The organism is Duganella sp. CF517 (assembly GCF_900110275.1).
In the GTDB taxonomy this organism is placed as follows: domain Bacteria; phylum Pseudomonadota; class Gammaproteobacteria; order Burkholderiales; family Burkholderiaceae_D; genus Rugamonas.
The window spans coordinates 42,926-68,897 of record NZ_FODC01000011.1 but is presented as its reverse complement, the minus strand read 5'-3'; the positions used below and the strand labels follow the sequence as shown (position 1 = coordinate 68,897).

At 66.8% G+C, this 25,972-nt stretch carries 17 protein-coding genes; 4 read left to right on the top strand and 13 right to left on the bottom strand.

The window, feature by feature from the left end:
• The 4 genes from BMX85_RS28875 to BMX85_RS28860 all read left to right on the top strand — a co-directional run.
• A partial coding sequence (locus tag BMX85_RS28875; RefSeq protein ID WP_373924300.1) for a beta strand repeat-containing protein occupies window positions 1-4,194 on the top strand: 4,194 nt, incomplete at its 5' end.
• 237 nt (window positions 4,195-4,431) lie between these two features.
• Complete coding sequence (locus BMX85_RS28870) at window positions 4,432-6,594, top strand: peptidase domain-containing ABC transporter (RefSeq protein ID WP_090327814.1); 2,163 nt, start codon at window positions 4,432-4,434, stop codon at window positions 6,592-6,594.
• Window positions 6,567-7,931: an HlyD family type I secretion periplasmic adaptor subunit gene (locus BMX85_RS28865; RefSeq protein ID WP_090327809.1), complete on the top strand. Its 1,365-nt coding sequence runs from the start codon at window positions 6,567-6,569 to the stop codon at window positions 7,929-7,931. The genes BMX85_RS28870 and BMX85_RS28865 overlap by 28 nt, the downstream gene beginning before the upstream one ends.
• 26 nt (window positions 7,932-7,957) lie before the next feature.
• Complete coding sequence (locus BMX85_RS28860; RefSeq protein WP_090327804.1) at window positions 7,958-9,007, top strand: putative sugar O-methyltransferase; 1,050 nt, start codon at window positions 7,958-7,960, stop codon at window positions 9,005-9,007.
• Window positions 9,008-9,104: 97 nt separating this feature from the next.
• Here the strand turns inward: BMX85_RS28860 and BMX85_RS28855 are convergent, their stop codons facing one another.
• From BMX85_RS28855 to BMX85_RS28795, 13 genes are all read right to left on the bottom strand, one after another.
• A complete protein-coding gene (locus BMX85_RS28855; protein ID WP_229210720.1) occupies window positions 9,105-10,643 on the bottom strand; it encodes a glycosyltransferase in 1,539 nt (512 codons plus the stop codon).
• Between the two features lies 1 nt (window position 10,644).
• Entirely contained in the window at window positions 10,645-11,571 is a 927-nt protein-coding gene (locus tag BMX85_RS28850) for a transketolase family protein (RefSeq protein WP_090327798.1), read from the bottom strand.
• Window positions 11,568-12,374 carry a transketolase gene (locus tag BMX85_RS28845; RefSeq protein WP_090327795.1) on the bottom strand — a complete coding sequence of 269 codons (807 nt, stop codon included), beginning with the start codon at window positions 12,372-12,374 and terminating at the stop codon, window positions 11,568-11,570. Before BMX85_RS28845 ends, BMX85_RS28850 begins: the two co-directional genes overlap by 4 nt.
• Window positions 12,375-12,390: 16 nt before the next feature.
• Window positions 12,391-13,359, bottom strand: coding sequence for an NAD-dependent epimerase/dehydratase family protein (locus BMX85_RS28840; protein ID WP_229210719.1), 969 nt, complete (start codon window positions 13,357-13,359; stop codon window positions 12,391-12,393).
• Between the two features lie 2 nt (window positions 13,360-13,361).
• Window positions 13,362-14,687 (bottom strand): lipopolysaccharide biosynthesis protein RfbH, encoded by a 1,326-nt coding sequence (rfbH, locus tag BMX85_RS28835; RefSeq protein ID WP_090327790.1) that lies wholly within the window; start codon window positions 14,685-14,687, stop codon window positions 13,362-13,364.
• Window positions 14,688-14,719: 32 nt separating this feature from the next.
• Window positions 14,720-15,799, bottom strand: a complete 1,080-nt coding sequence (gene rfbG / locus BMX85_RS28830) for a CDP-glucose 4,6-dehydratase (protein ID WP_177196907.1) — start codon at window positions 15,797-15,799, stop codon at window positions 14,720-14,722.
• On the bottom strand, window positions 15,796-16,569 hold the full coding sequence (gene rfbF / locus BMX85_RS28825) for a glucose-1-phosphate cytidylyltransferase (protein ID WP_090327782.1): 774 nt from the start codon (window positions 16,567-16,569) through the stop codon (window positions 15,796-15,798). The genes rfbG and rfbF overlap by 4 nt, the downstream gene beginning before the upstream one ends.
• Window positions 16,570-16,686: 117 nt before the next feature.
• Window positions 16,687-19,500, bottom strand: a complete 2,814-nt coding sequence (locus BMX85_RS28820; RefSeq protein ID WP_090327774.1) for an O-linked N-acetylglucosamine transferase family protein — start codon at window positions 19,498-19,500, stop codon at window positions 16,687-16,689.
• Between the two features lie 21 nt (window positions 19,501-19,521).
• Window positions 19,522-20,265 carry an N-acetyltransferase gene (locus tag BMX85_RS28815; protein WP_090327771.1) on the bottom strand — a complete coding sequence of 248 codons (744 nt, stop codon included), beginning with the start codon at window positions 20,263-20,265 and terminating at the stop codon, window positions 19,522-19,524.
• Window positions 20,262-21,368 (bottom strand): DegT/DnrJ/EryC1/StrS family aminotransferase, encoded by a 1,107-nt coding sequence (locus tag BMX85_RS28810; protein WP_090327767.1) that lies wholly within the window; start codon window positions 21,366-21,368, stop codon window positions 20,262-20,264. The genes BMX85_RS28815 and BMX85_RS28810 overlap by 4 nt, the downstream gene beginning before the upstream one ends.
• Window positions 21,365-21,787 carry a sugar 3,4-ketoisomerase gene (locus tag BMX85_RS28805; protein WP_090327764.1) on the bottom strand — a complete coding sequence of 141 codons (423 nt, stop codon included), beginning with the start codon at window positions 21,785-21,787 and terminating at the stop codon, window positions 21,365-21,367. Before BMX85_RS28805 ends, BMX85_RS28810 begins: the two co-directional genes overlap by 4 nt.
• Window positions 21,784-22,674, bottom strand: coding sequence for a glycosyltransferase (locus tag BMX85_RS28800; protein ID WP_090327760.1), 891 nt, complete (start codon window positions 22,672-22,674; stop codon window positions 21,784-21,786). The genes BMX85_RS28805 and BMX85_RS28800 overlap by 4 nt, the downstream gene beginning before the upstream one ends.
• Before the next feature lie 14 nt (window positions 22,675-22,688).
• Window positions 22,689-25,901 (bottom strand): O-linked N-acetylglucosamine transferase family protein, encoded by a 3,213-nt coding sequence (locus BMX85_RS28795; RefSeq protein WP_090327757.1) that lies wholly within the window; start codon window positions 25,899-25,901, stop codon window positions 22,689-22,691.
• Window positions 25,902-25,972: the final 71 nt, after the last annotated feature.

Here is a 25,972-nt window from a genome sequence, read left to right as displayed (position 1 = left end):
CTGACCACCGCCGGTGTCGCCGGCCTGACCACCGACCAGGTCGTCGCGCTGACCACCGCGCAAGCGTCCGTCCTGACCACCCAGCAGGTCGCCGCCTTCAGCACCAACGCCATCGCCGCGCTGGAAACGGCCGACTTCGCCGCGCTGAAGACCGCCGCCGTCGCCGGCCTGTCGACCAACCAGATCCGCGCCCTGACGACCGACCAGATCGTTGCGCTGACGACCACCGAAGCCAATGCCCTGAGCAGCGCGCAAGTGGCCGCCCTGAGCACCGACGCCGTCGCCGCCATGCAGACCGCCGACATCGCCGCGCTGAAAACGGCCTCGTTCGCCGGCTTGAATTCGAGCCAGGTCGCCGCGTTGACCACCGACCAGATCAAAGGCCTGGGTTCGGCGCAGTTCGCCGCGATGAGCACCGCCAACATCGCCAACGGCCTGACCACCGACCAGATCGTCGCCATGACGTCGGCGCAGTTCTCCGGCCTCAGCACCGCCCAGATCGGCGCCCTGTCGACCAACAGCGTCGCCGCGATCGAAACGGCCGACATCGTCGGTATCAGCACCGCCGGCATCGCCGCGCTGAAATCGAACCAGATCGCCGCCCTGGTCACCGACCAGATCGCCACGTTGTCGACCAACCAGATCGTCGCGCTGACCACCGCCGGCGTCCGTGGCCTGACCACCGACCAGGTCGTCGCCCTGACGACGGCCCAGGCATCGTCGCTGAGCACGCAGCAAGTGGCCGCCTTCAGCACCGACGCCATCGCCGCGCTGGAAACGGCCGACTTCGCCGCGCTGAAGAGCGCCGCCGTCGCCGCGCTGTCGACCAACCAGATCCGCGCCCTGACGACCGACCAGATCGTTGCGCTGACGACCACCGAAGCCAATGCCCTGAGCAGCGCGCAAGTGGCCGCCCTGAGCACCGACGCCGTCGCCGCGCTGCAAACGGCCGACCTGGCCGCGTTGCGGACCGCGTCCTTCGCCGGCCTGAGCTCGAGCCAGGTGGCCGCGCTGACGACCGCCCAGGTCAACGGCCTGGCGACCGCCCAGTTCGCAGCGATGAGCACGTCGAACATCGCCAACGGCCTGACGACCGACCAGATCGTCGCCATGACGTCGACCCAGTTCGCCAGCCTGAGCACCGCCCAGATCGGCGCGCTGTCGACCGCCAGCGTGGCCGCGATCGAAACGGCCGATATCGCCGGTATCAGCACCGCCGCCATCGCCGCGCTCAAATCGAACCAGATCGCCGCGCTGGTCACCGACCAGATCGCCACGTTGTCGACCAACCAGGTTGTCGCCTTGACCACCGCCGGTGTCCGTGCCCTGAGCACCGACCAGGTGGTGGCCCTGACCACGGCCCAGGCATCGGCGCTGAGCACGCAGCAGGTCGCCGCCTTCAGTACCGACGCCATCGCCGCGCTGGAAACGGCCGACTTCGCCGCGCTGAAAGCGAGCGCCGTCGCCGCGCTGTCGACCAACCAGATCCGCGCCCTGACGACCGACCAGGCCGTCGCGCTGACCACCGCCGGCGCCAACGCCCTGAGCAGCGCCCAGGTGGCCGCCCTGAGCACCGACGCCGTCGCCGCCCTGCAAACGGCCGACCTGGCCGCGTTGAAGACGGCGTCGTTCGCCGGCTTGAACTCGAGCCAAGTGGCCGCGCTGACGACCGCCCAGGTCAACGGCCTGGCGACCGCCCAGTTCGCAGCGATGGGTACCGCCAACATCGCCAACGGCCTGACGACCGACCAGATCGTCGCCATGACGTCGACCCAGTTCGCCAGCCTGAGCACCGCCCAGATCGGCGCACTGTCGACCAACAGCGTGGCCGCGATTGAAACGGCCGACATCGGCGGTATCAGCACGGCCGGCATCGCCGCGCTGAAATCGTCGCAGATCGCCGCGCTGGTCACCGACCAGATCGCCACGCTGTCGACCAACCAGGTGATGGCCCTGACCACCGCCGGCGTCCGCGCCCTGAGCACCGACCAGGTCGTCGCACTGACCACGGCCCAGGCAGCGGCGCTGAGCACGCAGCAGGTCGCCGCCTTCAGCACCGACGCCATCGCCGCGCTGGAAACGGCCGACTTCGCCGCGCTGAAAGCGAGCGCCGTCGCCGCGCTGTCGACCAACCAGATCCGCGCCCTGACGACCGACCAGGCCGTCGCGCTGACCACCGCCGAAGCCAACGCCCTGAGCAGCGCCCAGGTCGCCGCGCTGAGCACCGACGCCGTCGCCGCGCTGCAAACGGCCGACCTGGCCGCGATGAAGACGGCCTCGTTCGCCGGCTTGAATTCGAGCCAGGTGGCCGCGCTGACGACCGCCCAGGTCAACGGCCTGGCGACCGCCCAGCTGATCGCGCTGAGCACCGCCAACATCGCCAACGGCCTGACGACCGACCAGATCGTCGCGATGACGTCGAGCCAGTTCGCCAGCCTGAGCACCGCCCAGGTCAGCGCGCTGTCGAGCAATAACATCGGCGCCATCGAAACGGCCGATATCGCCGGCCTGAGCACGGCCAGCATCGCCGGCCTGCGCTCGGCGCAGATCGCCGGGCTGACCACCGCCCAGGTGGCGACGTTGACGACCGGCCAGATCGTTGCGCTGAGCACGGCATCGTTCCGCGCCCTGAGCACCGACCAGGTCGCCGCGCTGACCACGGCCCAAGCCGCTTCGCTGAACACCCAGCAAGTGGTGGCCCTGAGCAGCGACGGAATCGCCGCGATCGAAACGGCCGACCTGGCCGCGTTGAAATCGAGCGCGATCGGCGGCCTGTCGAGCGCCCAGATCCGCGCGCTGACCACCGACCAGGTGACCAGCCTGTCGACCGCCGGCATCACCGCGCTGACGACGTCGCAACTGGCCAACGCGCTGACCACCGACCAGGTCGTCGCACTGACCTCCAACCAGGTCGCCGCGCTGAACTCGTCGCAAGTCAGCGCGCTGGGCACCAGCAGCGTCGCCGCGCTCGAAACGCAGGACATCGTCGGTCTGAAATCGTCGGCGATGGCCGCGCTGCGCACCGTCCAGGTGGCCGCGTTGACCACCGACCAGATCACCGCGCTGGGCACCGCGCAAGTGTCGGCCCTGAGCACGGCGGCCTTCGCGGCCGGCCTGACCACCGACCAGGCCGTGGCGCTGTCGAGCAACCAGTTGAACGCGCTGAGCACCGCGCAGATCCGGGCGCTGTCGACCAACAATGTCGCCGCGCTGGAAACGGCCGACATCGCCGCGCTCAAGACGTCGTCGTTCGTCGCCCTGAGCACGACGCAGCTGGTGCGCCTGACCACCGACCAGGTGGTGGCGCTGAGCACCGGCCAGATCAAGTCGCTGAGCTCGTCGCAAGCGAACGCGATGACCACGACCCAGATCGCGGTCATGAGCACCGGCCAGGCCCAGGCGCTGTTCAACGCGTCCAAAGGTCTGTCGCCGCTGGTCCTGGACCTGAACGGCAACGGCATCGAGACGCTGGGCGCCTCGGCCGGCGTCAGCTTCGACCTGACCGCCTCCGGCACCAAGGTCAACGCCGGCTGGGTGGGCGGCGGCGACGGTCTGCTGGTGCGCGATGTCAACGGCGACGGCACCATCAACGATGGTAGCGAGCTGTTCGGCGTAGGCACCACGTTGGCCGACGGTTCCAAGGCCACCAACGGCTACGACGCGCTGGCCCAGCTCGACAGCAACGGCGACGGCATCATCGACGCCAAGGACAGCGCCTTCGCCAGTCTGCAGGTATGGGTCGACGGCAATGCCGACGGCGTCAGCCAGGCCGACGAGCTGAAATCGCTGGCGTCGCTGAACATCACCAAGCTGAACCTGGACGTCAAGGTCAACGGCGCCCGCGACAACGGCAACATCATCGGTCTGACCTCGACCTTCGAGACCGCCGATGGCGCCACCCACGCCGCGGCCGACGTCTGGTTCGCGGCCGGTACGGCCAGCACCAACCTGACCAGCTCGGTCAGCGGCCTGGCGTCGGCGATGTCGAGCTTTGGCGCGGCCAGCGCGGCCACCACCGTGACCAAGCTGGAGATGCCTTCCAGCACGAACACGGCGGTCGCGGCGATGGCCAGCGCGATCGGCAACTACGACACCAAGCTCAGCGCCGTGAGCAACTCGGTCTCGACCGAGGAGACGCTGCGCCTGAAGGCCCTGCAGGGCGCCCATCACCAGGGCATCCTGGCGGCCAAGTAAGCTTGGTGAGCGCATCGGCTGGCCGACCGGCCAGCCGTTCGCCAAGACGGCAAGACCCGCGGGTCTTGCCGTTTTTTTTTGATGCGCCGAACAGCGGGGTAAACCTGCTTGTGCTTCTAAACAACAAAAGCCGTTTGCGGGCTCTGCGCTGGGTTAGAATCCGAAGGCTGGCACGATAGTGCGCGAAGGCAAACCTCACCGCGCACACGGCCCAGTTCTTTCCCATACACCAGGCCTATGCACGATAAATTTCCCCATACCGCGATCCAGTGCCTCACCGCCATCGCGCAACATCATGGTCTGCAAATCAATCCCGAGCGGCTGATCGACGAGTACGCGCTGCGCGCCGAGGAGCCGGGCGACGGCGCGCTGCTGCGCATCGCCGCGGATATCGGTTTGAAAGCCAAGGCGGATAAACTGAACTGGTCGCGGCTGATGGCGCAGGGCGGCGTGTTCCCGCTGATGGCGCGCCTGGCCGACGGCAACATGATCATCGTGGTCGGCGTCAAGCCGGCCGACGCGGTCGGCCACCCGGGCGCCGAGGACCAGGTCGCCGTGCTCAATCCGACCAACGCCAACGCCGCAGTGGTCATGGTCGCGCGCGGCGAGTTCGAAAAGCGCTGGGCCGGCGAGGTGCTGTTCGTCAAACGCCAGCACAAGCTGACCGATCCCAACCAGCCGTTCGGGCTGCGCTGGTTCATCCCCGAAATCCTCAAGCAGAAGGCGGCCTTCCGCGACATCTTCATCGCCGCCATCGCCATGCAGCTGCTGGCGCTGGCCTCGCCGATCTTCTTCCAGCTGGTGATCGACAAGGTGCTCACGCACCAGAGCGTGACGACGTTGCAGGTGCTGGCCGTGGGCATCGTCATGGCGCTGGTGTTCGACGCCACCTTCGGCTTCCTGCGCCAGACGCTGACCCTGGCCGCGTCCAACAAGATCGACATGCGCCTGACGCGGCGCGTGTTCGCCCACCTGCTGTCGCTGCCGATCGATTTCTTCGAGACCACCAGCGCCGGCGTGGTCACGCGCCACATGCAGCAGCTTGAAAAGATCCGCAACTTCCTGACCGGGCGCCTGTTCTTCACCGCGCTCGACCTGATCGCGCTGCTGGTGTTCGTGCCGATCCTGTTCAGTTATTCGTTCAAGCTGGCGATGATCGTGCTGCTGTTCGCGGCGCTGATCGGCGGCGTCGTGCTGGCCATGGTGCCGACCTTCCAGCGCCGCCTCAACGCGCTGTACTCGGCCGAAGGCCAGCGCCAGGGCATGCTGGTCGAAACCATCCACGGCATGCGCACCGTCAAGGCGCTGGCGATCGAACCGTCGCAGCGGCGCATCTGGGACCAGCGCTCGGCCGAGGCCATCACGATGCACTTCCGCGTCGGCCAGATCTCGATCGCCGGCAACGCCGTCACCGACTTGCTGGGCAAGCTGCTGCCGGTGACGTTGATCGTCGTCGGCGCCGCCGACGTGTTCGACCAGACCCTGTCGGTCGGCGCGCTGATCGCCTTCCAGATGCTGGCCGGGCGCGTCACCGGTCCGCTGATCTCGCTCGTCGGCCTGGTCAACGAGTACCAGGAGACGGCGCTGTCGGTCAAGATGCTCGGCGAGGTCATGAACCGCGCGCCCGAGGGCCGCGCCGGCGCCAACGGCCTGCGCCCGGTGCTCGAGGGCGAGATCCGCTTCGACGACGTCACCTTCCGCTATCCGGGCGCGCAGGCGATGGCGCTCAACAAGGCCAGCTTCACCATCGAGCAGGGTACCGTGGTCGGCATCGTCGGGCGCAGCGGCTCGGGCAAGACCACCTTGACCAAGCTGATCCAGGGCTTGTATCCGGTGCAGGAGGGCATCGTGCGCTTCGACGGCATCGACGCCCGCGAGATCGAGCTGTCGCACCTGCGGCGCCAGATCGGCGTCGTGTTACAGGAGAACTTCCTGTTCCGCGGCACCGTGCGCGAGAACCTGTCCGTCACCAAGCCCGACGCCACGTTCGATGAACTGGTGGCCGCGGCGGTGGCCGCCGGCGCCGACGAATTCATCGAACGCCTGCCGATGGGCTACGACACCGTGCTGGAAGAGAACGCGTCGAACCTGTCGGGCGGCCAAAAGCAGCGCCTGTCGATCGCCCGCACGCTGGTGGCGCGCCCGCGCATCCTGATCCTCGACGAGGCCGCCAGCGCGCTGGACCCGGAAAGCGAAGCCATTTTCATCGGCAACCTGTCGAAGATCGCCGTCGGCCGCACGGTGGTGATGATTTCGCACCGCCTGTCGACCCTGGTCAACGCCGACAAAATCATGGTCATGCAGCAGGGCAGCCTGATGGATGCGGGCCGTCACGAAGAACTGCTTACACGTAGCGAAACTTACCAGCACCTATGGAACCAGCAAACAAGCCACCTTTAAGCTTCAAGCGCCGCAAGGACGAGACCGAGATCGAGTTCCTGCCGGACGCCGACGCCATCGAGCGCGGTCCGCTGCCGCGGTTCGTGCGCCTCACGCTGCACTTGCTGCTGCTGGTGTTCATCGCGTTCATCCTGTGGGCCTGCTTCTCGCCGGTCGAAAAGATCGTCGTCGCCCACGGCCGGCTGGTCAATCCGCTGCCCAACATCGTGGTGCAGCCGCTCGAGACGTCGATCATCCAGAGCATCGACGTGCGCGTCGGCCAGATCGTCAAGAAGGGCCAGGTGCTGGCCACGCTGGACCCGACCTTCAGCGCCGCCGACGAGTCGCAGCTGCGCATCCGCCTGCAAAGCCTGGACACCCAGGCCGCCGGCCTGCGCGCCGAATTGTCGGGCAAGGCCGGCGCCGCCGTCGGCAGCGGCTCGAGCGCCGACGCCCAGCTGCAGTCGCAGCTGTCGAGCGAGCGCAGGGCCAACTTCGAGGCGCAAAAGACCAAGATGGACCAGAACATCGCGCGCCTGCGCGCCGGCCTGGAAACGAACAAGCACGACCAGGTGATCCTGGCCCAGCGCGTCAAGGCGCTGCGCGAGGTCGAGGCGATGCAGGAGCAGCTGATGGCCGAGCAGTTCGGCGCCAAGATGCACCTGCTCGAGGCGCGCGACCGCCGCCTCGGCGTCGAGCGCGACATGGACATGCAGCGCAACAAGGCGATCGAAATGGCCAGCGAACTGGCGGCGGCCCAGGCCGAGCGCTCGGCGTTCGACAAGAGCTGGCGGCAAAAGGCGATGGAGGACTTGCTGACCGCCTCGCGCGACCGCGACGGCATCAACGAGCAGCTGGCCAAGGCCGACAAGCGCCTCAAGATGATCCAGATGGTGGCGCCGGCCGACGGCGTGGTGCTGGAGATCGGCAAGCTGTCGGTGGGCTCCATCGTGCGCGAGGCCGAGGCGCTGTTCACGCTGGTGCCGCTGGGCGCCGAGCTGGAGGCCGAAGTGCAGATCGACTCGCTCGACATCGGCTACATCAAGCCCGGCGCCGTCACGCACCTGAAGGTGGACGCGTTCTCGTTCATGAAGCACGGCATGCTCGAGGGCAAGGTACGCACCATCAGCCAGGATTCGTTCAAGCGCGACGCCGCCGACAAGAACGGCGGCGGCATGGACGCCTACTACCTGAGCCGCATCCAGTACAAGGGCGACCTGAAGAAAATGACCGAGGGCACGCGGCTGCTGCCCGGCATGACCGTCTCGGCCGAGATCGTCGTTGGCCACCGCACCGTGATGTCGTATCTGCTGTATCCGCTCACCCGGGCGCTGGACGAATCGATCCGCGAACCATAACCGCTCACCAGGAACCAGGAACCGCCATGTATTTAACTGTAGACAACGGATTCATCGAACGCCCGTCGGTTGCCGACCGCGCCATCGTCGAGCGCGTGATGACGGCCTATAACAAAGCCAAGGCGGTGCAGAAGGACGCGGCCGAGGAATACCAGGTCAGCCACATGTGGCTGCCGATCTACCAAAGCTTCATGGGCGACCTGATGGCGACGATGGCGCACCGCGACGTCGACAAGCTGGCGCACATCTACGCCAACTTCTTCCGCGACCGCAGCACCATCGGCATCCACGGCATGCCGGTCGACATGGAAAGCACCTATTTCTCGGGCAGCATCAGCGACGACGCCAAGGGCAAGTACCTGGCCGACGTCATGCACCGCATGAACATCTGGCTCGACTCGATCGGCAAGACGGTGCCGCTCGACGCGCTCGAGACGCCGAACGTGGGCAATCCGTACGGCTTCTACATCGACGGCAAGTTCTTCCGCGCCGGCGTCGACTACCAGCACTATTACGCCACCATCATCGGCCGCCTGATCCGCGGCACGTCGCACAAGACGGTGCTGGAACTGGGCGGCGGCTTCGGCGGGCTGGGCCACTTCCTGATGCGCGACAACCCGGACCTGACCTACATCGACGTCGACCTGCCGGAGAACATGGCGCTGAGCGCGTATTACCTGCTGAGCGGCTGTCCGGACAAGAAGGTCGCGTTGTTCGGCGAGATCGACCTGGCCACGGCCGACCTCACGCAATACGACGCGGTGGTGCTGCCGAACTTCGCGCTGGCCGACCTCAAGGACGACACGGTGGACCTGGCGTTCAACTCGTACAGCCTGGCGGAGATGTCGCTCAACAACGTGGCCAACTACGTCAAGCAGTTCAGCCGCCTGTCGCGCAAGTTCATCTACCACGTCAACCACACGGCGATCCCGCCGGTCAAGGCCGACGACTTCGCGTTCGACTTCGACAAGTTCGAACTGATCTCGCGCGCGCCGGCGCTGTGGAACATGGCGCGCAACAAAGACATGGACGAGTACGAGTACATCTACAAGTCCAAGCACCTCAGCTTTAACTAAAACCCGGGGTCAAGTCTGTCATTCGGACACAAGCTCGGCCGTACCGCAGGGATACGGTTGTGAACGTGTCCGAATGACAGACTTGACCCCCGATGTTTTATTGCAGCTTCGCCAGGACGGCGTCGACGTTTTCCGCCGTTAAACCTTGGTACAAGATGTCGCGGTTGGCGAGGATGGCCTCGTCGCTGACCTTGGAAAAGTCGAACTTCAGCATCCGCTCCACCACCGCCGGTTCGAAGCGGTGCTTGATGTATTTGGCCGGGTTGCCGCCGACGATGGTGTACGGCGCCACGTCCTTGGTCACCACGCTGCCGGCGGCGACGATCGCGCCCTGGCCTATCGTCACCCCCGACATGATCAGCACCTGGTAGCCGATCCAGACGTCGTCGCCCACCACGATCGGCCCCTTGGTCGACGATTCGAGCATTTCGCCCAGATACTTGACCTTGAACGGGAAGGTGGAGAAGCCGTCATACGGATGGTTCCCGCCCAGCATGAATTTGACGTCGCTGGCGATCGAGACGAAGCTGCCGATCGTCAGCCGCTCGGCGTCGCGGCCGTAGGCCATGATGTTGAGCTCGCCATACGAGCGGCGCCCCACCGTCACCCGGCTGAAGTCGAACGGTCCCGACGACATCGTCAGCATCGTGTGGTTGTGCGGGTTGAGCGCGCGCCAGTAGTCGGCCTTTTGCTCCTCGAACGATTTCTCCACCACCGGCGCCGGCGCGGCCACCGCCTTCGGCACGTCGGTGATCAAGTGTTCGATCGCCTTGTAGAAATAGTCGTCGTGCAGGTAGTCCTGCATGTGCTGGAAGAAGCCGCTCTTGGAAAAATCGTTGTCGCCGAAGTAGTAGGGAATGATGTGGTTGACCAGCAGCCGCTTTTTCTCGGCCTCGTAGACGGCGCGGTCGAGCTGGCCGCTCTCCAGATACGGCTTCATCAGCGAGAGGTAGTTGTTGCCGAACACCTCGGCGATGTTGTAGCCGCTCTTGCGGCCGATGTCCTGGCCGGCGAAGTAGGCGCCGTACAGCACGATCGCGCGCTTGCCCATCGCCAACAGGCGGAACGTGACGTCGGTTTGCACCAGCTTGAGGTGGACGTTGCGGCCGAAGTCGGGCATCGCTTCGAATTCCTCGCGCCACATGCCGAAGCCGCCGATCCACGTGCAGAAATACGAGACCTTGGCGACGAACTCGCTGAGCGTGTTGAGCGCTTCCAGCGCGTTGCCGGTGAACATATTGCCGTTGGTGAAAAACACCACCGGCCGTTCCACCGCCACCGCCGTGTACACCTTGACCAGCTCGGCCAGGCTGCCGTCGAGGATCATCAGGTTGTCGTTGTGCAGCTTCAGGTAGGTGCCGCGGCCCATGCGCAGCGCCGCCTCGAAGTTCTTGTCGGCGAACACCGGCTCCGGATGGCGCTGGTAGCGTATCTTGCCCGGAAAGGCGGCCGCGAACGCTTCGCCGACATCCTTGGTGTTGTCGTCCGAGCAGTTGTCCGAGATCACCACTTCGATGTCGCCGGTGTCGCGGAAGGCCGCCTGCGCGACGATGCTGTCGAGCGTGTGCTGCAGGAACGGCGCGCGGTTGAAGGTGGGGATGCAGATCGACAGGATCGGGCCGGGGGAAGTGGTCATGTCAGTCATGGGCGGTGTTGGCGGACGCGGCGATCTGGCCGCGCAGCGCTTCGAGGTCGATGCCGTGCTCGCGGCGCAGGTAATCCCAGCTGCCGTTGAATTGCGAGAAGCGGTCGTCGATGCCGAGCCGCAGCACGCTGGCGCGCGCGCCGCCGAGGCCGGCGACGATCTCCGCCACCGCGCCGCCCAGCCCGCCGATGCGGTTGTGCTCTTCCAGCACCACCAGCCGCGCATAGCGCCGCGCCAGTTGCCGCACCTGGTCGACGTTCAGCGGCTTGACGCACGGCGCGCTCCAGACCGCGTGGTCGTCGAGCGACTGCGCCAGTTGCACGGCGGCGTGCACCATCGAGCCGGTGGCGATGAAGGCGGTGTGGCCGTCGGCGCCGGCGCGCGCCGGCAGCAGGTCGCCCAACGGCGCCCGGCAAGCTTCGGCATGCACCGCCGGCACGTCCGATTTGCCCATGCGCACATACACCGGCCGCGTGAAGCGCAGCGCCTGTTCCATCGCGTAATCCATTTCGTGGTCGTCGCATGGCGACAGGATGTCGATGCCGGGGATGGCGCGCAGAACGGCGATGTCCTCGGTCGACTGGTGGCTGCTGCCCAGGGCGCTGTAGACGACGCCGGCGCCGTCGCCGATGAAGACCACCGGCAAGCCTTCGTAGCAGACGTCCAGTTTGATCTGCTCGAGCACGCGCACCGGGATGAAGCAGGCCAGGCCGTAGACGATCGGCTTGTAGCCGGCCTTGGCCAGGCCGGCCGCCATGCCCACCATGTTTTGTTCGGCGATGCCGCAGTTGATGAATTGTTCCGGGCAGCGGCCGCGGAACTCGTCGAACAGCGCGTAGCCGTGGTCGCCCGTCAGCAGCAGCACCTTGGGGTCGGCCAGCGCGGCGGCGGTGATGGCGCGGGAAAAAGCGTCTCTCATACCGGTTCCAGTTCGGCCATCGCGGCCGCGTAAGTGTCCGCGTTCAGGCGGGTGTAGTGCCACATGTTTTGGTCCTCCATGAACGACACGCCCTTGCCCTTGACGGTGCGTGCGACGATGGCCTTGGGCCGGCCGTCGCGGTTGGCCTTGAACCCCGCGAGGGCGGCGTCGAGCGCGGCCTCGTCGTGGCCGTCGAGCGCCACGGCCTCGAAGCCGAACGCGGCGAACTTGTCGCGCAGCGAGCCCAGCTCCATCACCTCGCTGGTGCGGCCCATCGCCTGGAAGCCGTTCTCGTCGACGATGACGACCAGGTTGTCGAGCTTGCGGTGGGCGGCGAACAGCAGCGCCTCCCAGATCGGGCCCTCGTTCATCTCGCCGTCGCCGACGACGGCGTAGGTCATCTGGTCGCTGGCGTCGAGCCTGGCGGCGAGCGCCATGCCGACGCCGACCGACAAGCCGTGGCCGAGCGAGCCGGCGGTCACCTCGCAACCGGTCACGTGGGCGTCGGACAAGCCTTTGAGCTTGGTGCCGTCGGCGTAAAACCGTTGCAGGTCGGATTGGGCCAGCCAGCCCTTCTGGTACAGGCAGGCGTACTGCGCCATCACGCCGTGGCCCTTGGACAGGATCAGGTAGTCGCGCCGCGGGTGGTCCGGGTTGTTGTCCGGATAGCGCAGGTGCTTGCGGTACAGCACGGCCAGGATCTCGGTCAACGAGAACGCGCAAGCGACGTGCACGGTCGAACCGGCGTAGGACATTTCCAGCACCGTGCGGCGGATGCTGTTTGCGCTGAAATCTGCTGTCATGGGGGAATCCTTCTTTCTATGGCGCGGCGGCGCCCGCTTCGAGGATGAGCGCCGCTTCGGCGGTGATCCCCTCGATCGAGGAGTACGCCGGTTGATAGCCCAAGCCGGCGGCTTGCCGGTTCAGTGAATAATAGTAAGGCTTGGCGCCGGTGGCGTTGACGACGTTGCCGGCGCCGGCGCCGGCCTGTTGGGCGGGGTCCGCCACCTCGTAGCGCAGCCCGAAGCGCGCGCGCATGGCCGCCAGCAGCGCGCTTTTCTCGACCGGCGCGGCGCTGTAGCAGTCCAGCGCGCGGTTGCCGGCCGGCGCGCGCAGCACGCAGTCGACCAGGCGGTGGAAGTCGTGCGGATGCAGGTAGTCGCGCACCATCGTGTCGGCCGAGGTGCGCAAGGTCGCGCCGTCGCGGATCGCGCGCACGATGTCGGTGATGAAGAAGCGGGCGTCGAGGTCCTGCGTGTGGCTGAAGTAGTTGAACACGCGCAGGTCGGTGATCGCCAGCTGCGGCAGCGCGCGGTGCTTGCATTCGGCGTGCAGCTTGGCGACCGCATAGTATTCCTGCGGCGCCAGCGCGTTCAGGTTGATCACGGCCGGCGTGTCGGCGTCGGCCGGCCGCGGGAACGTGCTGCCGTAGGCCGCGCCGCTGGACAGGAAGATGTAGCGGCGCTCCGGGTGGCGCCGCAGTTCGTTCAGCACCAGGTCGTCGAACTGCTGGGTGACGCCGAAGATGTCGCCGCCCATTTGCGCGGCGCGCCGCGGGTCGCCCACGCCGACGAAGTTGAGCACCGCCGTGTGCGGCGCCTTGCCGTAGTCGGCGTAGGGCGCCACCGCGAACCCCAGCGCGTGGCCGTCCAGCCAGCGCCGGGTCGCCGCCACGTCGCGCACGTACAGCAGCAGATCATGCTGTCCGGCGCCGGCGCGGGCGTTCGACAGGATCAGGTCCCTGGCGATCTGGCTGCTGGCACCGAGGATGGCGACGCGCTGCATCATGGTTAGAAGTTCACGCCGAAGAAGGCTTCCAGTTTTTCGACGGTGAAGTCCAGCATCTCGCGCGTCAGGCCGGGGAAGACGCCGATCCAGAAGGTGTCGTTCATCACGCGGTCGGTGTTGGCCAGGTCGCCCGAGACGCGGTAGTTGCGGCCGATCATGTACGGCTGGCGCGTCAGGTTACCGGCGAACAGCAGGCGGGTGCCGATCTTGTGCTGGTCCAGGTAGGTCAGCAAATCGACCCGGGCGACGTTCGCTTCCGGCTTGAGCGTCATCGGGAAGCCGAACCACGACGGGTCGGAATTTTCGGTCGCCACCGGCAGGATCAGGAACTCGGCGCACGACTGCAGGCGCTCCGTCAGATACGCGAAGTTGTCCTTGCGGGCCTGGATGAAACCGGCCGCGCGGTCGATCTGCGCCAGGCCGCAGGCGGCCTGCATGTCGGTGATCTTGAGGTTGTAGCCCAGGTGGCTGTAGGTGTACTTGTGGTCGTAGCCGGCCGGCAGGGTGCCGAAGCACTGGCAGAAGCGCTTGCCGCAGGTGTTGTCCTTGCCCGGCGGGCAGTAGCAATCGCGGCCCCAGTCGCGGAACGACTCGGCGATCATCTTCAGTTCCGCGTTGTTGGTGAAGACCGCGCCGCCTTCGCCCATCGTGATGTGGTGGGCCGGGTAGAACGACATGGTGCCGATGTCGCCGAAGGTGCCGACCATCTTGCCGTCGTAGGTCGAGCCGAGGGCGTCGCAGCAGTCTTCGATCAGCCACAGATTGTATTTTTTGCAGATCGCGACGATCACGTCCAGGTTGTACGGATTGCCCAGCGTGTGCGCCAGCATGATCGCCTTGGTCTTCGGCGAGATGGCCGCTTCCAGCTTGGTGACGTCGATGTTGTAGGTGCCCAGCTCCACGTCCACGAACACCGGAATCGCGCCGAACTGGATGATCGGGTTGACGGTGGTGGGGAAGCCGGCGGCCACGCCGATGACTTCATCGCCCGGCTGGATCGCGCGCGGTCCCAGCTTCGGCGAGGTCAGGGTGTTGAACGCGACCAGGTTGGCCGACGAGCCGGAATTGACGGTGATCAGGAAGTCGACGCCGATCATCTTGGCCAGCCTGGCCTCGAACTGGTCGTTGAAGCGGCCGGTGGTCAGCCAGGCGTCGAGCGAAGCTTCGACCATCAGTTCCATTTCCGGCGCGCCGACCACCTTGCCGGCCGGCGGGATCACCGTCACGCCGGGTTCGAAGGCCTTCGGCACGCTGGCCAGCGCGCCGTATTCGCCCACCAGCTTGATGATCTGTTCGCGGAGTTGTTCTTTGGTTTGTGCTTCACTCATGATTGCGGCCTTGGTTGTATGCGCAGATGCGCTTAAAGATATGCGGTATTTTGATAGGTGTCGATTTGCGCCAGCGTGAAGGCGCGCATGTCGGCGCCGTGCGCGGCGCAGGCTTTATGCCAGCCGACGATCATGTCGATGGTGTGGCCCAGGTGCCAGCGCGGCTGCCATTGCAGGCGCGCGCGCGCCTTGGAACAATCGAGCTTGAGGTAGTGCGCCTCGTGCGGTTGCGGCGCCCGGTCCAGCTCCCAGCTGGCGCCGTCGCCCCAGCTCTCGCACAGGCGCGAGATGATCCATTCGACCGGGCGCGCGTCGATGTCGTGCGGGCCGAAGTTGAAGCCTTCGGCATAGGCCGCGCCGTGGGTGTACAGGTGCTCGGCCAGCGTCAGGTAGCCCGACAGCGGCTCCAGCACGTGCTGCCACGGGCGGATCGCGTGCGGGCTGCGGATGCGCACCGGCTTGCCGGCGGCGATGGCGCGCACCATGTCGGGGATCAAACGGTCCTCGGCCCAGTCGCCGCCGCCGATCACGTTGCCGGCGCGGCCCGAGGCCAGCGCCACGCCATGCTCGGCGTATTTTTCCGGGTTGAAGAACGACGAGCGGTAGCCGGCCGTCACCAGTTCGGCGCAGGCCTTGCTGTTGCTGTACGGGTCGTAGCCGCCGAAGGCTTCGTTCTCGCGGTAGCCCCAGGCCCATTCCTTGTTTTCGTAGCACTTGTCGCTGGTGACGTTGACCACCGCCTTGACGCCCGGCGTGTTGCGCACCGCTTCGAAGAAGTTCACCAGGCCCATGACGTTGGTGGCGTAGGTCTCGACCGGATTGGCGTACGAGTAGCGCACCAGCGCCTGCGCCGCCATGTGGATGACGATCTCCGGCCGCGCTTCGAGCATGGCGTCGCGCAGCGCGGCGCCGTCGCGGATGTCGCCGATGATCGAGGTCATGCCGTCGGCCACGCGCGCCGTGTCGAACAGGCTCGGTTGGCTCGGCGCCGCCAGCGCGAAGCCGGTGACGTGCGCGCCCAGCTGCTGCAACCATAAACTCAGCCAGCTGCCTTTGAAGCCGGTGTGACCGGTGAGGAAAACCCGTTTGCCCTGCCAGAAGGAGGGATTCATGGCCATCGCTTCCACGGCGCCTTGCCGCTTTGCCAAAGGTCTTCGAGCAGCACCTTGTCGCGCAGCGTGTCCATCGGCTGCCAGAAGCCGTGGTGGTGGAAGGCGTCCATCTGGCCTTCGTTGGCCAGTTGTTCCATCGGCTCCTTTTCCCACGTGGTGCTGTCGTCGGCGATGTAGTCGATCACCTTCGGCGACAGCACGAAGTAGCCGCCGTTGACCCAGGCGCCGTCGCCCTGCGGCTTTTCCTTGAAGCTGACGATGCGCTGGCCGTCGATGTCGATCGCGCCGAAGCGGCCCGGCGGCTGCACCGCCGTCATGGTGGCCAGCTTGCCGTGCTGTTTGTGGAAGGCGATCGAGGCGCCGATGTCGACATCGGACACGCCGTCGCCGTAGGTGAAGCAGAACGCCTCGTCGTGTTCGACGTGCTGGCGCACGCGCTTGAGGCGCCCGCCGGTCAGCGTGTCGGCGCCGGTGTCGATCAAGGTCACCTTCCAGGGTTCGGAAAACCGTTCGTGCACTTCCATGCTGTTTTTTTGCAGGTCGAACGTGACGTCCGACGTGTGCAGGAAGTAGTTGGCGAAGAACTCCTTGATCACATAGCCGCGGTAGCCGCAGCAGATGACGAAGTCGTTGATGCCGTGGGCGGAGTAGCTTTTCAGGATGTGCCAGAGGATCGGCTTGCCGCCGACCTCGACCATCGGCTTGGGCTTGACAGTCGTCTCTTCGCTGAGCCGTGTGCCCAGCCCGCCTGCCAATATGACTGCTTTCATGCTATCCCCGGATTGTGATGTTGACGCAGATCACATTATCTATTGCGCCCGGGCTATTTTAAAGGAAAAGAACAGGCATTTTGCTGCCGCAGACCCGGCGATGGAGGATTTACCACACTATGGCGTGAGCAGCAGTTGGTAGCCGATTCGCATGGCGCGTTGCACCGCATCGAGCCGGTGTTGCGCGCTGCTCGCCAGCGCTAGATGATGTGTGGAAATGAGTGTGTTCATTTCGGAAAGACGCGTCGACAACAGCCGTTTGAAGGCGCCGGGCGCGCCGAAGTCGTGGCCTTGTTGGTGGGCTTGATGCAGCAGTTGCAGGCCTTCGAGCGCGCTGTCCAGCGTCGCCGCCGGCGTGGGCGCGGCCGCCGCCGGCGCCGACGGTGCGGGGCGGAAGGTGGACAGCGCGCGCGGCAGGTAGACGTAATGGCCCGCCTGCAGCGCGGTGAGGGCGGTGGCGACGTTGGCGCGTTCGCGGTAGGGGCGCTCGCGGTAGCGCCCGAACGCGTCGCCCAGCGTGGCGCGCTTGAGCAGCAGCGCGCCGGGCGCGCACATGGCCGCCGCGCCGCCACCGTCGCCGCCCAGCAGCATGTTGGACAGCGAGGCGCCGTCGACCACGATGTCGGCGGCGAACAGCGGCGCCGCCGGCAGCGGCTGGCCGTCCGGCGCGAGCGGCTGGCGCCAGCAGGCCACCACGCCGACGTGCGGGTGGTCGACGAAGCAGGGCAGCATGACGGCGATCTTCTCCGGCGCCAGCGTGTCGCCGGGCGGGGCGACCGCGATGTAGGCGCCCAGGGACAGCGCCAGGCAGTGATTGAGGTTGTCGAGCGCGCCGAGGCCGGGCGCGTGGCTGTAGCGCAGGCGCCGGTGTGCCTTCAGATGGGGCTTGAGCAGCGCGCGGCAGGCGCCATGCGGGCTGCTGTCGCTGACGATCACCTCGCAGTTGGCGTGGGTTTGCGCCAGCGCACTGGCCAGCGTGGCTTCCAGCGGCAGCGGGTCGTCGGCCGGGATCAGGATGCTCACCAGCGGCGGTGCGGCGTCGGCGGCTTGTTGTGCGGCCTTGCGCCTGCCGCGTTTTAGCGTGCCGCGCGCGACGCGCAGGTACAGCAGTTCGAGGTCGCGCGCCAGCGCCGGCGTGTCGAACAGCGGCGCGCCGGTGCGGTTTTTCGCGAGGCGGTTGCGCAGGCGGGCCAGTTCCTTCGGGTGGGTGGCGAGGCGGATCGCCCTGGCTGCGTACTGCTTTTCCGTGCGCGCGATCAGTTCCGGCAGGCCGGCCGCCTGCAGCAGGCTGCCGCACACGCGGCTGGCGAAGGTCCGGCCGGCGCATGTCAGCAACGGCAGGCCGGCCCACAACACGTCGCCGGCGATGGCGCCGGCGTTGTGCGGGCCGGTGTCGAGGAACAGGTCGGCCGCCTGGTAGCGGGCCGCCTGCCGCTCGCCGGCGCCGGCGAAGTGCAGGCGGTCGCTCGGTATCCCGCGCTGCAGCGCGGCCAGGCGCAGATTGTCGCGTACCTGTTCGCTGTCGGTTTGCAGCCATAGCACGCTGTCCGGCACCGCGTGCAAAATCCGCATCCAGGTGGTGAAGCGCTCCGGCACGATATGTTCGGCCGCGCCGAAGCAGCAGAACACGAAGGCGTCGTCGGCAAGGCGGTATTGCGCGCGCGCGCCGGCCGGCGGTGGTGGAGGTAGCGCGCGCTGGCGGTCTTGCGGCTGGAAGCACTGCGGCAGATACAGCGGTTTTTCGCTATGCTGCCCGGCCAGTTCGGGTGGCAGCACGAAACTGTCGGCCAGGACGTAGTCGACGCAGCCGTCGCCGCTGGTGCCGGCCGCGCCGAGCCAGCCGATCTGCACCGGCGCGGGCCGATGGGCGAGGATGCCCGGCCGTCCGCCCGGCAGCCTGCCGTGCAGGTCGACCAGGATGTCGATTTCGTGGGCGCGGATCGCCTGCGCCGCCTGGACGTCGCTCAAGGGGCCGATCGGCACATGCAGGTCGAAGGCGCGCAGCAGGCGTTGGCGCAGCGCCGAATTGTCCTCCGCGCTGCAGCAGAAGCCATACACTTCGACCTGGTCGCGGTCGTGCAGCTCCAGCAGCTCGGCGATCTGGCGTCCGGTCGGATGGGCGCCAAAGCCGCCGGACAGGTAGCCGACGCGCAGCTTGCGGTGGGCGTAGCCATCCGGGCCGGAGAGCGCCGCCGGCGCGGACGGGAGGCGGGCCGCCACCTCGCGCCGCGCGCAGGCCAGCTGCCGCGCCGGATCGTCGTCGAGGCTGAGCATCGCCAGCGCCGACGTGTGGTGCCGCAAGGCCGTCTCGCCGACGCCGGGCACGAAGCCGTGCACGGGCCATGCGCACAACTTCAGGCGCAGGTCCAGCCAGCGCGGCACGATCAGTCTTTGCTTGGGATCGAGTTGGAGGCTGCGCAGCAGCGCGTCCTCGGCCTGCGCCGGGTCGCCGCGCGCCTCCGCCAGCCTGCCGATGTTGTTCAGCAGGCGTACCTGCAGCGCCGCCGCCGCCGGCGCGACGGGCGGCAGCGCCTCCAGCAGGTCGAGCGCCTCGCGCCACAATGCCAGCGCCGCTTCCGGCTGGCGTTTGCGCTCCAGCAGCACGCCCAGACCGAGCTGGCTTTCGGTGAAGCCGGGGCGCAGCTTGAGCGATTTGCGGTAGGCGCGTTCGGCGCCGGCGTCGTCCTCGCCTTGCGCCTGCAGCACCGCCAGGTTGTACCACGCCACATACTCGAGGGGGGATTCGCAGCGTTCGAGCCACAGCGTGTACAACGCGATGGTCTGCTCGGTCCTGCCTTGCGCGGCCAGCAGGCCGGCCACGCCGATCAGGTCCATGACGGACAGCTCGCCCAGTCCCGCCAGCGCCAGCGCCAGCGTGCCCGCCTCCGCCAGATTGCCGGCGGCCATGGCTGCGTGCAGTTGACGGGTCATGGGCGTCCGTTCGCCGGCCGGTCAGGCCGTGGGGCCCGCGTCCCAGCCGTCGGTGATGTCCGCCGGGTAGCCGCGCTTGAAGTGGGTGGTCCAAGGATAGGCCGGGGCGTTGGTGCCGTCCTTGAGCCGGATCTTGCTGGCGTCGCACAGGAACGCGGCCGGATTGCCGGCGACGACGGTGCCGGGTGCGACATCGCGGTGCACCTTGCTGTGCGCCGCCACCAGCGCGCGCTCGCCGACCTTCACGCCGGGCAGGATCACCGACATCGCCGCGATGGCCGCGTAGTCGCCGATCTCGGCGCCCATCAACACGTTGCTGGGCGGGTGGGGATCGTTGGTCAGCACCACGTACGGCAGCAGCCAGACGAAATTGCCGACCTTGGACATTTTGCCGATGAAGACATTCGATTGGCAGCGCACGTAGTCGCCGATCTGGCAGTCGCCCTGGATATCGTTCATGGTACCGATCTGGAAGGCGACGCCGGCCACGGTTTTCTCGCGCACCACCACGCGGTGGCCTGTCACCAGCTTGTCGCCAAAGCGCGAGCCCTCGTAGAACACCGAGTGCGAGCGGATGCGCGCGCCCTTGCCGATCACCAGCGGCTGGCCCTCGGCCAATGGAGTCGGATAGCCGATCTCGCAATAGCCGTCGATGACGGAACCGTCGCCGATCTCCACGTTGTCGTGGATGATGGTGAAGGGGCCGACGCCGACGTCGGCGCCCAGTTTCGCTTTCGGCGAAATGATCGCGCTGGGATGGATCATACGGTGCAGAATTTACGCACGGCGGCGGCCACTTCGAGCGCCTGTTCGTCGCTCATGGTCGGGCCGATCGGCAGGCTCAGAACCTCGCGGTGGATCGCCTCGGCCAGCGGGAACGCGCCCTCGGCGTATCCGAGATCGGCGTAGGCCGGCTGCAGATGCGGCGGCACCGGATAGTGGACGATGGTGCCGATGCCCTGTTCGGCCAGCGCCTTGGCCAGCGCGTCGCGCTGCGCGTGGCGCACCACGTACAGGTGCCATACCGGCTCCGCCCACTCCGGCACGAACGGCAACGCCAGGCCGGCGATGCCGGCCAGTTCGCGGTCGTAGATGGCGGCGATGGCGCGGCGGCGGGCGTTGTCCGCGTTCAGCTTGGGCAGCTTGACGCTCAACAGCGCCGACTGCACCTCGTCCAGGCGCGAGTTATAGCCCGGCACCTCGTTGTAGTACTTGACCTTGGAGCCGTAGTTGCGCAAGGTGCGGACCTTGTCGGCCAGGTCGTCGTCGCTGGTGGTGACGGCGCCGCCGTCGCCCAGCGCGCCCAGGTTTTTGCCCGGGTAGAAGCTGAAGGCCGCCGCGTCGCCCAACTGGCCGGCCACGCCGCCGCGATACAGCGCGCCGTGCGCCTGCGCGGCGTCCTCGATCAGTTTCAGACCATGTTTGGCCGCCAGCGCCTTGAGCGGGTCCATGTCGGCGGTCTGGCCGTACAGGTGGACCGCCAGGATGGCCTTGGTGCGCGGCGTGACGGCCGCCTCCACCAGCGCCGGATCGATGTTGAAGCCGTCGGCGGTCGGCTCGACCGGGATCGGCGTGGCGCCGCAGTCGCTGACTGCCAGCCAGGTGGCGATGAAGGTATTGGACGGCACGATCACCTCGTCGCCCGGGCCGACGCCGTAGGCCTTGAGGATCATGAAGATCGCATCGAGGCCGTTGGCCACGCCGATGGCGTGCCTGCTCTTGCAGTAGGCGGCGAAACTGGCTTCGAAAGCCGACGTCTCGGCGCCCAGCACATACCAGCCGGAGTGCAGCACGCGCTTGAACGCCGCCTCCAGTTCGTCGGCTTGCGACAGGTTGATGGCTTTCAGGTCGAGGAAGGGAACGCTCATGGTGACACTCGCTTATGGTGGTTTGCCGCGGCCACGAATTCGTCGTAGTCGTGATAGTAGTCTTTGGGGTCGTACAGGGTCGAGGCCATCACCACGCACACCGCGCCGGACGAGAAGTTCTCGACTTCGCGCCACATCATGCCGGGCACGTACAGACCGTAATAGGAGCGGTTGAGCTGGAATTTCTTGCGTTCGAAGCCGTCGTCGACGATCACGTCGAAGCTGCCCGACATCGCCACGAACAGCTGTTGCAGCTCGATGTGGCCGTGGCCGGCGCGCGCCGATCCGCCCGGCACGTCATACAGGTAGTAGACGCGCTTGATATCGAACGGGATATGCACGCCGCCCTCGATCACCGACAGGTTGCCGCGCACGTCGTGGTGCGGCGGCAGGTCGATCAGCCGGCACTGGTCCATCATGACTGCGCTCCCCCGCGGTTGGCCGCCAGCACCGCGTGGAAGCGCTGCTGGGACGTGGCCATCATCGGGAACACGCCGCCCAGGCGCGCCGACACCTCGTCGACGGTGGGCGCCATCACCGCCAGTTCCTCCGGCGCGACGATGCCGATGTCGGCCGATTCGATCAGCAGGTCGATGTAGTCGGAGAAGCAGTAGCCGAAGTTCGGGTTGCTGTTCGGGTTGGAGTTCGATTCCAGCCGGCGGTCGTGGCGGAAGTAGGACAGCTCCTCGTCGATGTAGAACACCTTGCCGTCGCGCGCCAGGTTGAAATAGGCGGCGACGTCGGCCAGGCCCAGGGTGCAATCGTGGTGGTGGTACTTGAACAGGTGGCGGCCGATTTCCCACAGCCGCTCGCGGCGGAACATGATGGAGCTGAATTCGCCGACGAAATTGCGCATGCCCAGCACCATGCTGCGCTGCATATCGCGCGCCGGCATGCTGCCGCTGGCCTCATACGGACGGCGCGTCTCGGTGCGTTCGTTGTCGACGTTGATCACCTGCGAGGCCGAGAACACCAGCTGGATCTCCGGATCCATGTTCATCGTCGCGACCATGCGCTCGATGCAGAACGGGTGCAGCACGTCGTCGTCGAACAGGGGCTTGATCAACTGGCCCTTGGCCGCGAACAGCGCCGTGAGCACGTTCTGCTCGCGGATCGCCGAATTGCGCTGGTAGATCAGGTGGCCGCCGTACTTGGCGCAGATCTCCTTGATCGCCTCGGTCGGGCAGTTGTCGCTGACGAGGATCTCGATGTTCGGATAGCTCTGGCCCAGCGCGGAGCGCAGGCAGGTCTCGAAATGGCCGGTTTTATACGACGGGATGACGATGCTAACTAATGGCAAACTCATAGTGCGTTCCCTGCTCAAGCGGCGACTGCCGTTACGATGTACTGCCACGGCAGCGCGTCTTCCACCGCCACCACCGGATCGATGCCGCTGGCGCCGGCCATCAGCCGGATCGCCGGCAGGTATTTTTCACGCGCCGGCTCGTCGACGATGCGCGCGCTGCCGCCGCTGATCTGGAAGCCGGCCTGCTGGAACATCTCCAGCATGGCGCCGCGCGTGAAGATGCGCTTGCGCGATTTCTCCAGTCCCGCCGGGCCGTAGCGCAGGTCGCCGGCGTTCATGCGCGCCTGGATGCTCCAGTGCTGGAAGTTGCGGATGGTCGCCACGATCTTGCCGCCCGGCGCGATGCTGGTGCGGATTTTCTGCAGCAGGGTCCACGGATCGTCGATCATCTCCAGCGCCTCGTCGAGCACCCAGCAATCGGCGCCGCGCACGTGGTCCCACAAATCCGGGCCGGCGTGTTCGATTTCAACGTTGAAGACGAAATCGCAATGCGGGCGGGCCGCCTGGGCGGGCGCCGGATCGGCCTCGATGCCGGTGTAGTCGACGATGGCGTTGCGCGCCTTGTAGGCCTTGGCGAAGGCGCCGTCGCGGCAATGCACCTCGACGATCTTGCGCGCCTCCGGCGGCATGAACTGCAGCAGGTCGGTGTTGACCACGGTGGTGGCGCTGGGCAGGTCGTAGTGGTAGCCGCCGGTGCGGATCACGGTGCCTTGCCAGTCATGCTTGATGTAGTTGCGCTTTGGCGGCTTGGGCGCGAAGTCCTCGCGCACCCACTCGATGCTCCCGATCAGATCATGGGCGCCGGCTTGGTGGATCGCCAGCATGGTGGAGATCATCGGCGCGCCGTGCTTGATCGGCATCGGCCACTGGCGCACCACCTCGATATTGGTCAGCATACAGGCCGGGTGCAGGTAGCGCACGACGCCGTCGGCGCGATCGTAGCCTTGCTCGTTGACCGGCTGGATGGTGCCGACGCCGTACATGCCCGGACGCAGATGGCTGTGCAGCGATTCGATGAAACCGCCCTTGATAATCTCGACGTCGGAGTCGAGGAACAGCACCTCGCCGGACAGGCCCAGATGGTTGATCGCCCAGCGCAGGCCCGGGCCGTGGTGGATGTTGTAGCCGAACGGGATGAACTCGACGTTCTCGAAGCCGTCGGTGATGGCGCGGATCTTCTCGGCCACGTCCGGGTTGGAGCCGTCGATGATGTAGACGCGGTTGGTGTAGAACTGGCGCAGGGTGCGCAGCAGCGCCTCGATCAGGTCCGGCGAGTTGTAGGACACGCTGATGATCGGGATCTGGTCGATGCGCACCGGTTCGGACGCCGCGTTCTGCGACGGATCGTCGGACGGGCGCACCGCGTGCTGCGGCGCGGGCATGCGCGGCGCGGCCGGCTTGGCCACCTGCTGCAGCACGGTCTCGAGGTTGCGCACGAAGCGCGGCGTGTCGAACAGCGCGCAGGTCATGCGGTTGGCCACCAGCTGGCGCTTCATCGACGCGATGCGGTTAGGATCGTTGGCCAGCGCCACCGCCTTCTCTTCGTAATCGGCGAAGTTATGGGTGATCAGCTGCGGCAGGTCGACCGCGCGCAGCAGGCTGCCGGCCATGCGCGACGAGAAGGTGTGGCCGGCGCAGGTGAGCAGCGGCAGGCCGGCCCACAGCGCGTCGCTGGCGGTGGTGCCGGCGTTGAACGGGAAGGTGTCGAGGAACAGGTCGGCCAGCTGGTAGCGGGCCAGGTATTCGGCCGGCACGGCGCGGGTATTGAAGATCAGGCGGTTGCGGTCGATGCCGGCTTCCTCGGCGTATCGGTACAGGTTCTCGCGCACTTCCGGATAATCGGCCACCAGCCACAGGACGCTGTTCGGGACCCGGCGCAGGATGTTCATCCAGGTGCCGAACATGTCGGGGGTGAACTTGAAGTTGTTGTTGAACGAGCAGAAGACGAAGGCGTCCTCCGGCAGGTGGACGCTGGCGCGGGTAGGCTTGGCGGCGATGGCGCGCTGGCGGTCGTTGATCTGGAAGGTGTCGGGCAGGTACAGCGGCTTTTCGGTGAAGTCCTTGGTCATCTCGGGCGTGATCAGGAATTCGTCGGCCAGCACGTAATCGACGCCGGGCAGGCCGGTGCTGCCGGGGAAACCGAGGTAGGTCAGCTGCACCGGCGCCGGGCGGAAGGCCAGGATGTTCGGGCGCGCGCCCAGGGTCAGGCCGTGCAGGTCGACCAGGATATCGATTTCGTGGGCGCGGATGGTGCGCGCGGCCTGTTCGTCGGTTAGCGCGTCGATGCGGATGTAGTGGTCCATCGCCTTGACCACGCGGGCGCGGATCGGCGAACCGTCCTCGCGGCTCCAGCTGAAGGCATACACCTCGAACTTGCTGCGGTCGTGCAGCTCATAGAGTTCGGCGGTCAGGATCGAGACCGCGTGCGAGCAGAAGTCGGACGACAGGTAGCCGATGCGCAGGCGGCTGTGGCCATAGCCATGGGCGCCGGTCAGCGGGGCGACGGCGGCGTTGACCTTCTCGTTGACGAAGCGGCGCGCGGCGGCCAGCTGCTGGGCGGGATCGTCGGAGGCGCTGAGCATCGCCAGCGCCGAGGTGCCGTCGATCATGGTGCTGACCGAGATGTGTTCCAGGCCGCTGTAGACGGGCCACTCGCACTGCTTCTGGCGCAGGTGCACCCAATGGGTCATCACGTTGGCCTGCTGCGGATCGATGCCCAGGCTCAGGGCCAGCATCTTCTCGGCCTCGGGGTAGCGCTTGCGGATCTCGAGCAGGCGTCCGAGGTTGTTCAGGGTTTGCACGTGCAGGGTCGGATTGGTCTTGATATCCGGCTCGACGTCGGTGAGGATGGAGTTCCACATCGCCAGCGCCTCCTCGGGGCGGCCGACCCGTTCGAGCAGGGTGCCCAGGTTGAGGCGGGCCTCGACGAAGTTCGCATTGTGCGCGATGGCCTGGCGCAGCACGGCCTCGGCGCCGGCATCGTCGCCGCTATTGGACAGCACCACGGCCAGGTTGAAGCAGGCCGCGTAGACCAGCGGCGACGGCGTGTGCAGGATCCAGGTTCGGTACAGGGCGATCGCGGCGGGCAGCTGGCCGCTTTCCTGCAGCACGGCGGCGGCGCCGAACAGGTCGCCGATGGAAAGCGCCCCGCTGGCGGCCAGGGCCATCACATTGCCCAGCGGGCTGGTATCGGAGGGAGCGGATGCGACAGGAGCTTGAGCGGTCATGGCTGGGCTTAAAGTTGGATCGGTCCGGCACGCGGCGAACGGCCCGCAGAGCCACAAAAGGTAGGCACTAT

What these genes read in the sequence shown, in the direction of transcription:
- BMX85_RS28805 (WP_090327764.1), bottom strand. Translation starts at nt 21,787, where the DNA reads ATGATGGACCAGTGCCGGCTGATCGACCTGCCGCCGCACCACGACGTG.
- BMX85_RS28840 (WP_229210719.1), bottom strand. Translation starts at nt 13,359, where the DNA reads ATGATGCAGCGCGTCGCCATCCTCGGTGCCAGCAGCCAGATCGCCAGG.
- BMX85_RS28850 (WP_090327798.1), bottom strand. Translation starts at nt 11,571, where the DNA reads ATGAGAGACGCTTTTTCCCGCGCCATCACCGCCGCCGCGCTGGCCGAC.
- BMX85_RS28810 (WP_090327767.1), bottom strand. Translation starts at nt 21,368, where the DNA reads ATGAGCGTTCCCTTCCTCGACCTGAAAGCCATCAACCTGTCGCAAGCC.
- BMX85_RS28815 (WP_090327771.1), bottom strand. Translation starts at nt 20,265, where the DNA reads ATGATCCATCCCAGCGCGATCATTTCGCCGAAAGCGAAACTGGGCGCC.
- rfbF (WP_090327782.1), bottom strand. Translation starts at nt 16,569, where the DNA reads ATGAAAGCAGTCATATTGGCAGGCGGGCTGGGCACACGGCTCAGCGAA.
- rfbG (WP_177196907.1), bottom strand. Translation starts at nt 15,799, where the DNA reads ATGAATCCCTCCTTCTGGCAGGGCAAACGGGTTTTCCTCACCGGTCAC.
- BMX85_RS28870 (WP_090327814.1), top strand. Translation starts at nt 4,432, where the DNA reads ATGCACGATAAATTTCCCCATACCGCGATCCAGTGCCTCACCGCCATC.
- BMX85_RS28855 (WP_229210720.1), bottom strand. Translation starts at nt 10,643, where the DNA reads ATGACCACTTCCCCCGGCCCGATCCTGTCGATCTGCATCCCCACCTTC.
- BMX85_RS28795 (WP_090327757.1), bottom strand. Translation starts at nt 25,901, where the DNA reads ATGACCGCTCAAGCTCCTGTCGCATCCGCTCCCTCCGATACCAGCCCG.
- rfbH (WP_090327790.1), bottom strand. Translation starts at nt 14,687, where the DNA reads ATGAGTGAAGCACAAACCAAAGAACAACTCCGCGAACAGATCATCAAG.
- BMX85_RS28820 (WP_090327774.1), bottom strand. Translation starts at nt 19,500, where the DNA reads ATGACCCGTCAACTGCACGCAGCCATGGCCGCCGGCAATCTGGCGGAG.
- BMX85_RS28845 (WP_090327795.1), bottom strand. Translation starts at nt 12,374, where the DNA reads ATGACAGCAGATTTCAGCGCAAACAGCATCCGCCGCACGGTGCTGGAA.
- BMX85_RS28860 (WP_090327804.1), top strand. Translation starts at nt 7,958, where the DNA reads ATGTATTTAACTGTAGACAACGGATTCATCGAACGCCCGTCGGTTGCC.
- BMX85_RS28865 (WP_090327809.1), top strand. Translation starts at nt 6,567, where the DNA reads ATGGAACCAGCAAACAAGCCACCTTTAAGCTTCAAGCGCCGCAAGGAC.
- BMX85_RS28800 (WP_090327760.1), bottom strand. Translation starts at nt 22,674, where the DNA reads ATGAGTTTGCCATTAGTTAGCATCGTCATCCCGTCGTATAAAACCGGC.